The sequence below is a fragment of the Flavobacterium sp. genome, from assembly GCF_023151265.1.
Taxonomy (GTDB): Bacteria; Bacteroidota; Bacteroidia; order Flavobacteriales; family Flavobacteriaceae; genus Flavobacterium.
Genome location: NZ_JAKLJH010000164.1, coordinates 1 through 5,392, shown reverse-complemented (window position 1 = coordinate 5,392; position 5,392 = coordinate 1). Strand labels below are relative to the sequence as shown.

At 33.4% G+C, this 5,392-nt stretch carries 5 protein-coding genes; 1 reads left to right on the top strand and 4 read right to left on the bottom strand.

The features are described 5' to 3' along the window. The coding region (locus L6Q46_RS12535; RefSeq protein WP_291284588.1) for a M3 family metallopeptidase at positions 1-1,248 on the top strand (1,248 nt) is incomplete at its 5' end. Positions 1,249-1,290: 42 nt separating this feature from the next. Here L6Q46_RS12535 and L6Q46_RS12530 read toward each other — a convergent pair. From L6Q46_RS12530 to L6Q46_RS12515, 4 genes are all read right to left on the bottom strand, one after another. Next, entirely contained in the window at positions 1,291-1,905 is a 615-nt protein-coding gene (locus L6Q46_RS12530) for a DEAD/DEAH box helicase (protein WP_291284587.1), read from the bottom strand. 78 nt (positions 1,906-1,983) lie between these two features. Continuing rightward, positions 1,984-3,147 carry a sigma-54 dependent transcriptional regulator gene (locus L6Q46_RS12525; RefSeq protein WP_291284586.1) on the bottom strand — a complete coding sequence of 388 codons (1,164 nt, stop codon included), beginning with the start codon at positions 3,145-3,147 and terminating at the stop codon, positions 1,984-1,986. A 90-nt stretch (positions 3,148-3,237) separates the two neighbouring features. After that, entirely contained in the window at positions 3,238-4,536 is a 1,299-nt protein-coding gene (locus L6Q46_RS12520; RefSeq protein ID WP_291284585.1) for an ABC transporter permease, read from the bottom strand. 2 nt (positions 4,537-4,538) lie between these two features. Next, positions 4,539-5,392, bottom strand: an 854-nt coding sequence (locus tag L6Q46_RS12515; protein ID WP_291284584.1) for an ATP-binding cassette domain-containing protein, incomplete at its 5' end; no start/stop codon positions are given.

Sequence of the window (5,392 nt, the reverse complement as noted above, 5' to 3'; positions counted from 1 at the left end):
TTAAGAAGTGAAAAAGCAAGACTTCTAGGATATGAAACACACGCTGATTATGTGTTAGAAAAGTCAATGGCTAAAAATCCTGAAACTGCTACTAAATTGTTGATGGATTTATGGACTCCAGCTTTAAATATGGCAAAAAAAGAATCGGCTGACATCAAAGAAATGATGTTAAAAGACGGAATTAAAGATGATGTTCAACCTTACGATTGGAGATATTACGCTGAAAAAATCAGAAAAGAACGTTTTGATTTGGATGAACAAGAAATGAAACCTTACTTCAGTTTAGAAAAAACAAGAGAAGGTGTTTTTACGGTTTGTAAAAATTTATATGGATTACAATTCAAACAATTAAATAACGTACCAAAATACCATGAAGACCTAACCGTTTGGGAAGTAACCGAAGCTAACGGAAATCACGTAGGAATTTTATACATGGATTTCCACCCAAGAGCATCAAAAAGAGGTGGCGCATGGATGACATCGTATCGTACTCAAAAAATGGAAAATGGAAAACGAATTGCTCCTGTAGTTTCAATTGTTTGTAATTTTACTAAACCAACAGAAAACGCTCCAGCTTTATTAACTTTTGATGAAGTAAGCACGTTCTTCCATGAATTTGGTCACGCTTTACACGGATTATTATCAAACGTGACTTATGAAAGTGTTGCAGGAACAAGTGTTCCAAGAGATTTCGTAGAATTACCTTCTCAAATTATGGAAAACTGGGCAGCAGAACCAGAAGTAATGAAAATGTATGCAAAGCACTATAAAACGGGAGAAATTATTCCGGATGCGTTAATTGAAAAAATGCAAAAAGCGGGTACTTTTGACCAAGGTTTTGCAACTACAGAATATTTAGCAGCTTCTTTTTTAGATATGCAATATCATACTCAAAAAGGAAACATTACGGTTGATGCTGAAACGTTTGAAAAAACAGCAATGGATAAAATTAATTTACCAAGTACTATTATTCCTAGATACAGAAGTACGTATTTCAACCATATTTTTGCTGGTGGTTATTCAGCTGGATATTACAGTTATATTTGGTCAGGAGTTTTAGATACCGATGCTTTTGAAGTATTTAAAATAAACGGATTATTCAACCAAGATTACGCTAAATCATTCCGAAAAAACGTTTTAGAGAAAGGTGGAACTGAAGATCCAATGGAACTTTACAAAAGTTTTAGAGGTGCCGAACCAAGCACTGAACCACTACTAAGAAAAAGAGGTTTAGACCAAGTGAAATAATAATAAAAAACGCCTGAACTGTTTCAGGCGTTTTTTTATTATTTAGTCTTCCATTTCAAAGAAAAGCGGTTCAATCATAATTCTGTCTGCTAATACTTCTACTCTTTCGGTAATTTGGGAACAGAAAAATAATCGTTGGGTTTTTTCAGCACTCATAGAAAGTCTTTGAATGATGGAATCTTCTCGTTTACGCAACATTTCTTCTACGTCATCCACAACAAACATTTTAATGGTAGTCATATTGAATCCTGCTGATGAGAACATTTCGTTGATACGAATTGGCGTTCCAATCAATACATCCATTCCTAAGGAAATTTGGTTTTTATCGTAATCGATATCGCCTTTTTCGTGTACACCAAAAACTCTTAAATTATTATAACGATTCAATTTCTTGAACATTTCAACTGCTTCAAGTACTTTTTCTTTGTCTTGAACTAAAATTAAAGCGCGTGTACTTTCTCCAACAGGTTGATCCATTTTCTGAATCACATTCATTAAAATAGTAGTGGTTTTTCCAGAACCATTTGGCGCTTGAATTACAGCATCTACACCACTTTTAATAGTTGAAAATGTTTCTTGTTGCAGCTCATTAGCTTCGATTAAATCGTTTTCAATAAGTGCTTTTTGAAGGTTGGGATTTATTTTTTTTAATTGCATTTTTTATTTAGTAATTAGTGAAGAGTGATTAGTAATTAGCAAACTTTTCACTATTTACTTATCACTTTTTACTTGATATTATTTACTTGCAAACAGTTTTACATCTTGTTCCGAAATTTCGTTTCCACCTAAGATAATTAAGCGTTCTACTACATTTCGTAATTCACGGATATTTCCTGTCCAATCGTATTCTTGTAATAATTTGATGGCTGATTTTGAAAATGATTTTGGAGAAGTTCCTTGTTCCGAAGCAATCTTAACAGCAAAATGCTCAATTAATTCCGGAATATCGTCTCTTCTATCGTTTAAAGCTGGAACTTTGATTAAAATCACCGCTAAACGATGATATAAATCTTCTCTGAATCTACCTTCTTCGATTTCTTTTTTCAAATCTTTATTAGTTGCCGCTACAACACGAACATTTACTTTAATGTCTTTGTCAGCACCAACACGTTGAATTAAATTCTCTTGTAAAGCACGTAACACTTTGGCTTGAGCCGATAAACTCATATCGCCAATTTCATCTAAGAAAATAGTTCCGCCATCAGCAGCTTCGAACTTTCCAGCTCTGTCTTTTACAGCTGAAGTAAAAGCACCTTTAACGTGCCCAAACAATTCGCTTTCAATTAATTCAGATGGAATAGCCGCACAATTCACTTCGATAATGGGAGCAGATGAACGCTCGCTTCTTTCGTGCAATTGATGAGCAACTAATTCTTTTCCAGTTCCGTTTGGACCTGTAATTAGAACTCGTGCATCAGTTGGAGCTACTTTCTCAATCATGGTTTTGATGTGATTGATAGCTTCGCTATTTCCTATCATTTCGTAGTTTTTAGAGACTTTCTTTTTTAAGATTTTGTTCTCTACAACTAATTGTTTTCTGTCTAACGCATTTCGAACCGTGTTTAACAAACGATTCAAATCTGGTGGTTTTGAAATATAATCAAATGCTCCTAAGCGCATCGTGTTTATTGCTGTTTCCAAATCACCATGACCAGAAATCATCACCATCGGAATTTCAGGTTTGATTTTTTTAACAGCTTCTAATACTTCAACACCGTCCATTTTTGGCATTTTAATATCGCAAAGAATCAAGTCATAATCTTCATTTTTGACTTTTTCAACTCCTTGCAAACCGTCTTCTGCTTCTTCAACTTTATACGAATCATTTTCTTCGGAAAGTATTTTAGTTAATACTCTTCGAATTGCTGCTTCGTCTTCTATGATAAGGATTTTACTCATTCTTTTTTAGGTTAGAAGTTTATGAGGTTATAAGTTTAAGAGGGTTTTGAAAACTTTTAAACTCCTAAACTATAAACTTTTAAACTTACTTTAATATTTCAACCATTTATATAACTCTTTCCAACTTGGTTTTTTTCCGTACATTAAAATACCAACTCGGTAGATTTTTGCCGCAAACCAGACTACAAAGATAAACGTTCCGTACAATAAAACTACAGAAAGTGCTAATTGCCATAATGGCACTCCAAAAGGAATACGCATTAACATCACAATTGGCGAGGTTAATGGAATTAAAGAAAACACTACTGCAACGGTTCCGTGCGGATCATTCATAACCGTTAAAAAACCAACATAAACCGCTAGCATCAAAGGCATAATGATTGGCATTAAAAACTGTTGGGAATCGGTTTCAGAATCTACTGCGGCTCCAATGGCAGCGTAGAACGAACTATATAAAAAGTAACCTCCAATAAAGAAAATTACAAAACCTATTAATATGGATGTTACTGGAATTTCAGCAATATAAAGTTGTAATTTATCCATAAAACTCATGGCTACTTCTGCTTGTTCTGCTGTAACTTGTGCGGTTGCAACAGCTTCTTGTTGGCTTCCAAAAACAGCCGATAACGAAAACATCAAAACCACTCCAAGTAAAATCCAAATTAAGAATTGAAGAATTCCCGCTAATGAAGTTCCTATGATTTTTCCCATCATCAATTGAAATGGTTTTACCGAAGAAATGATGATTTCAATAATACGATTCGTTTTCTCTTCAATAACACTTCGCATCACCATGTTTCCGTAGATAATAATGAACATCATAATTAAATATCCGAAAGCAAAACCGATTCCTATTTTGATTTCATTTAAGAATTTTAATCCGTCTTCACCTGAAAACTTAGCGAATTGCACTTCCGATTTAATTTTCGCTTTTTCAATGGTATCAGCATCAAAACCTAATTTTTTCAGATTTTCTTTGTTTAATTTGGTATCAATGACTTTTTGTAAATTCATTAAGAAATCCATTTTCGGACTATCATCTGAAATATAAGTTGTTTTGGTTGCCAATTCTTCTACGTTTTGAACTTCTGGCACATAAATTAAGCCTTCAAAAGCGTTACTTGATGAATCTTTTGCCTTATCAAATGACAAATTAGAAAGATTTACATATTTAATATCTTCGGTATTTTTAAAATCATTTACAAACACATTCGCTCTATCGTGAACTCCAATAGTTTTTATATCGCCTTTATTTACGCTCGATAAATACGCAATTAAAAAAGACATTCCCACAATCAATAACGGACCTAAAAAAGTCATTACGATAAATGATTTATTGCGCACTTTTGCAATAAATTCTCTCTTGATAATTAAAGATAATACGCTCATGATTATTGACTTACTGTTTGAATGAATATATCGTTAACTGTTGGGATTTTTTCCATAAAATGGGTCACTTGACCAAATTGTGTTAAAATAGAAATCAATTCATTAGAAGAGTGATTTTCTAGATGTACTTCTAATTTTAAATCATCATTTAACGATTTGAAGTTGGTTTGCCCAATGGTAAATTTTTGAGTTAAACTCACCATTAAACCTTCAATATTATTTGAAATGATTCCCACTTGATAAATATTGGTACGGTGTTGACGTTTTACATCATCTAATTTTCCTTCGATAAGCTTATTAGATTTGTGAATTAACGCAATGTAATCGCACATTTCTTCTACCGATTCCATTCGATGAGTAGAAAAAATTACAGAAGTTCCTTTTTTATTTAATTCGATGATTTCGTCCTTGATTAAATTCGCATTAACTGGGTCAAAACCTGAGAATGGTTCATCTAAAATCAATAATTTAGGTTGGTGCAAAACCGTTACAATAAACTGAATTTTTTGCGCCATACCTTTAGAAAGTTCTTGGATTTTCTTATCCCACCAACCTTGAATTTCGAACTTTTCGAACCAATATTTCAATTGTTTTTTCGCTTCAGCTTCGGGCATTCCTTTTAGTTGTGCCAAATACAAACATTGCTCTCCCACTTTCATAGTTTTATACAAACCGCGTTCTTCGGGCATGTATCCAATGTGTTTTACATGTTCTGGATTTAACTTTTCGCCATCCAATAACACCAAGCCGCTATCTGGCATTGTAATTTGATTGATGATACGAATTAAGGAGGTTTTTCCAGCACCATTAGGACCTAAAAGTCCGTAAATACTACCTTTTGGAACTTGAAGCGAAA

Excerpts from the sequence above, each read along its gene's own strand:
- L6Q46_RS12530 (WP_291284587.1), bottom strand. The coding sequence starts at position 1,905 with ATGCAATTAAAAAAAATAAATCCCAACCTTCAAAAAGCACTTATTGAA.
- L6Q46_RS12520 (WP_291284585.1), bottom strand. The coding sequence starts at position 4,536 with ATGAGCGTATTATCTTTAATTATCAAGAGAGAATTTATTGCAAAAGTG.
- L6Q46_RS12525 (WP_291284586.1), bottom strand. The coding sequence starts at position 3,147 with ATGAGTAAAATCCTTATCATAGAAGACGAAGCAGCAATTCGAAGAGTA.